This is a genomic window from Streptomyces sp. NPDC054841 (assembly GCF_053611045.1).
Window position 1 is genome coordinate 4,625 of the sequence record NZ_JBSGZO010000350.1, and the last position, 4,553, is coordinate 9,177.

At 76.3% G+C, this 4,553-nt stretch carries 1 protein-coding gene; it reads right to left on the reverse strand.

What is annotated here, in order from left to right; genetic code table 11:
- Window positions 1-4,553, reverse strand: a 4,553-nt coding sequence (locus ACWGI8_RS32610) for an SDR family NAD(P)-dependent oxidoreductase (protein ID WP_453666444.1), incomplete at both ends; no start/stop codon positions are given.

The following is a 4,553-nucleotide window of genomic DNA, read 5'->3' on the forward strand; positions in this document are numbered from 1 at the left end:
GGCGGCCCGCGAGGCCGCCGCCGTCATGACCGGTGCGGGGCGCGGGCAGCAGCGAGCGCCACAGCGCCGCCGCAGTGCCGCCTCCGCCCGCCGCGGTATCGCGCAGGCGGGGCAGGTCCAGGGCCCAGGCAACCAGGTGCGGCGCGCCCCGCCGCAGGGAGAGTTCGACCAGTTCGCGGCCCTGGCCGGGGGCGAGGGCACGGTGGCCGAGGCGGGCCATCCGCTCCAGGTCGGCGTGTTCGGCGGCGAGGCCCTCGCCCTCCCACGCGCCGAAGGAGACCGAGACGCCGGGCAGGCCCAAGGCGCGGCGGTGGTGCGCCAGTTGGTCGAGGAAGACGTTGGCCGCCGCGTAGTTGCTTTGGCCCGCGCTGCCGACGACGCCGGCGGCCGAGGAGACCAGCAGGAAGAGATCGAGCGGCGCGTCGGCGGTGAGCCGGTGCAGATGGGCAGCGCCGTCGACCTTCGGACGCAGCACCTGCGCGAGGCGTTCGGGCGTCAGCTCGGCGACCACCCCGTCGGCCAGGACGCCCGCGCAGTGCACGACGCCGCGCAGCGGCAACGTGTCGCCGATCCGGTCGAGTACGTCGGCCACGGCCGCCGCGTCCGCGACGTCGCACGCCGCAACCTCGACCTCGGCGCCGAGCGCGGTCAGTTCCGCGGTCACCTCGGCGGTGCGCGGGTCGTCGGCGCCCCGGCGCGAGGTCAGCAGCAGGCGCGGGACGCCGTGCTCGGCGAGGAGCCGGGCGATGTGCCCGCCGACCGCGCCCAGACCGCCGGTGATCAGCACCGTGCCGTCGGTGGGGACCAGGGCGGGACGGCCGGCCAGGTCGAGGACGACGGGGCCGCCGGACGCGATCCGTCGCCGAATCGCCTCGCGGGTGGCAGTGACGGGCAGGACCTGGGGGAGTGCGGGACGCGCCTGTCCGGCGGCGACCGACGCGACAGCCGCGCGCAGGGCCGCACCGAGTTGTTCGCGGCCGGGCGCGGCCGGGTCGACGTCGGCGGCGTCTGCGAGGGGGAGGGAAGCCGCGGTGGTGAAGGGCAGGTCGTCCGGGAGCACCGCGACCAGCCGCGCGTCGGCGACCGCCTCCGAGCCGGGCGCACTGTCGGCGAGGGCGACGACTCGCAGGCCGGGGGCGAGTTGCCCGACCCCGGCGCCGACCTCCGTGAGCACACCGGCGCATTCGGCGAGCGGCGTCACCTCACCGGGGACGGAGGCCGCGGTGGGGTGCAGACCGGCCGCGTGCACCTCGATCCTCACCTGGCCGGGTGCCAGGGCCTGGGGCGCCACCGGGCGCAGGGTCGCATCCGCCGGGAGACCGTCCGGCTCGTAGTGGTCCCCGGCCGGGATCCGCACCTCGTCCCCGGCACGGGCGCGCACCAGCCGGGGCACGAGCAACGCGCCGTCACGGAAAGCGAGTTCGGGCTCCTGGTCGTACGCCACGACGGCCGGAAGATCACCCGCACCCTCGGATCCCTCGATGTCGAGCAGGGTCAGCCCGAGGTCCGGGTGTTCCGTGCGGGCGCTGCGGGCCAGGCCCCACAGCACCGAGTGGGCCAGGCCGGGCACCGTGTCCCCGTCGCCGGCCGCGACAGCGCCACGGGTCACCCACACGGTGCGGGCGGGTGCCTCGTCCTGGGGAAGGGCGATCAGCGCGCGCAGCTCGGCCAGCGCCGTGGCCGCCGACTCCTGTGCCGCGGCGGCCGGTTCGCTGTCGGCTGCCGGGCGCGGCCAGAACCGCACGAGGACGTCGGCGCCCGTCTCGCGGACCTGGATCCCCGCCGCCCCAAGGCCGCGCAGGGCCGCCGCGACATCCGGGTCCGATCGGTCGCCGAGGACCGTCCAGGTGGTGCCCGGCACCCCCGCGGGTTCCTCGGACGGGGCCGTCCACACGACCTCGTACAGGTGCCGGCCGTTCTGCGATCGGCCGCGCAGGTCCGCCGGGTCCGCGGCGCGCAGCCGTACGCCATCGAGGCGGCCTGCGGGGAGACCGTCGGCGTCCCACAGCGTCACGTCCAGCGTGAGGTCCGTTCCCGTGCCGCCCGTCCGGCGTACGGACGCGGTGAGGTCCGTCGCGCCGCCGGGCGGCAGGACGCAGCGGCCCACCGCGACCGGCAGCAGCACCCGGCCGCCGGACGCGTCGCACGTATCGAGCACAGCGGCCACGTGCAGCGCGGCGTCCAGCAGCGCCGGGTGGACCGGGTACGAGTCGGCCGCATCGCGGGCCACGGACGGCAGCGAGAGGCGGGCCAGCAGCTCGTCGTCGCCGGTGGCCACCGCCTCCCGTACGCCCTGGAAGGCCGGGCCGTAGCCGAGGCCGAGTCCGGTCAGCCGCTCGTACGTCTCCTCGCTCCAGGCCGGCTCGGCCGCCTCCGGCCACACCGGCGGCTGCCCCGCTGCCGCCGGGGCGGAATCGTCCGCGGACGCGGTGGCGTGCAGGGTCCAGCCCGTGGTCTCCTCGCCGCGCGGACGGCTGTGCACGGTGATCTCCGGTGCCGGGCCGGTGGTGACGACCTCGACGGACACCTCGACGGTTCCGGAGGCGGGAAGCGTGAGGGGCGCAAGGAGGAGCAAGTCGGTGACGTCACCCGGTTCGTCCGGGCGGGCCACGGCCAGCGCGGCGCGGCACAGCTCCATCAGGGTCGTGCCCGACACCACGGTCTGCCCGAACACGGCGTGGTCGGGCAGCCAGTCGGCGGTGGTCGGGGACCACTCGTTGCGGAAGGTCCAGCGGGCCTCGTCCGCCGACTGCAGCTGGATGCCGAGCAGCGGGTGCGCGGCGCGGTCGAAGAGACCGGGGGCGCCGGCGCCGGACTCGGGCTCGATCCAGTAGCGCTGCGGGTCCCAGGCGTACGTCGGCAGGTCCGCCGCTTCGGCCTCGGGGACCAGGCGGCGCCAGTCGATCTGCCGTCCGTGGACGTGGAGTTCGGCGGCGGCCCGGTCCAGGCAGGCGGGCCCGTCCTCGTCGCGGCGCAGCGACCCGACGGCGACCACGTCGAGGGCGGCGTCCCCGGCATCTTCCGCGACCGTGCGTACGGCGGTGAGCAGGGACGGGTGGGGGCTGAGCTCGACGAAGTACCGGTAGCCGTCGGCCGCCATGCGCTCCACGGCCGGCGCGAAGCGGACGGGCTCGCGCAGGTTGGTGTACCAGTAGTCGGCTTCCAGCTCCTCGGTGACCGGCTCGCCGGTGACCGTGGAGTACCAGGCGACGGACGCCGGGTAGGTGGCGACGCCGTCGAGTTCGTCGAGGATGGTAGCGCGCAGCGGTTCGACCTGGGTGCTGTGGGAGGCGTAGTCGACGTCGAGGCGGCGGACGAACACCTGCTGCCGGTCCAGCTCGGCGAGCAGGGCCTCCAGTGGCTCCACGTCACCGGCGATCACCGTCGACCGGCCGCTGTTCACGGCGGCGACGGACACCCGGCCGCCGAGGCCGGCGAGGCGGGCCTCGACCTCGGTGTGCGGCAGGGCGACGACGGCCATGGTGCCGGTGCCGGACAGCTCGGTCAGGGCCTGGCTGCGCAGGGCGACCACCGCCGCCGCGTCGTTGAGGCCGAGCGCCCCGGCGACGCAGGCCGCGGCGACCTCTCCCTGGCTGTGCCCGATCACGGCGTCCGGCCGTACGCCACGGGCCCGCCATACGGCGGCCAGGGACACCATCACGGCGAAGAGGACCGGCTGCACGACGTCCACGCGCTCCAGGGACGGGGCGCCGGCCTCGCCGCGCAGGACGGCCGCCACCGACCAGGCGGTGAACGGGCGCAGTGCGGCGTCGCAGCGGTCGAGTTCGTCCGCGAACACCGGGGAGCGGTCCAGCAGATCGCGGGCCATGCCGGCCCACTGGGCGCCCTGGCCGGGGAAGACGAAAGCCACCTTGCCCGGGGCGAGGGTCTGTTGGGGGCCGACGACCAGGCCGGCGTCCGGCCGTCCCTCGGCAAGCAGGCGCAGCGCGGCCAGCAGTTCATCGCGGTTGCCCGCCTGGACGACGGCTCGGTGCTCGAAGTGCGTGCGGTGGTGGGTGAGCGTTCCGGCCACGTCGCGCAGCGGCAACCGAGGCTGCGCCGAGAGCGCTTCAAGCAGGCGGTCCGCCTGTCCCCGGAGGGCAGGGAGGGTGCGGGCGGACAGCGGGAAGAGGGTCTTTCCGGGCAGTTCCGCGGTGGGCTCTTCGGCGGTCGGCCGCTGGGCGGGGCCCGGCTCGGCAGTCGGCTGCCGGTCGGTCGGCTGCTGGTCGGTCGGCTGCTGGTCAGTCGGTTGCTGGTCGGTCGGCTGCCGGTCGGACGCCGGCGCGCCGGCCGGCCGCGCGAGGTCCTCGGGTGCCTCCTCCAGCACCACATGCGCGTTCGTGCCGCTGATCCCGAACGCGCTCACCCCGGCCCGCCGCAGCCGGTCGCCGCCCCGCGGCCACGCCCGGGCGCTGCTGTGCACGCGCAGGCCCCCGCCCGCCCAGTCGACGTGCTCGGTCGGGCTCTCGGCGTGCAGCGATGCCGGGAGCAGCTCGTGGCCGAGGGCCAGCACCGTCTTGATGACGCCGCCGATGCCCGCCGCGGCCTGTGTG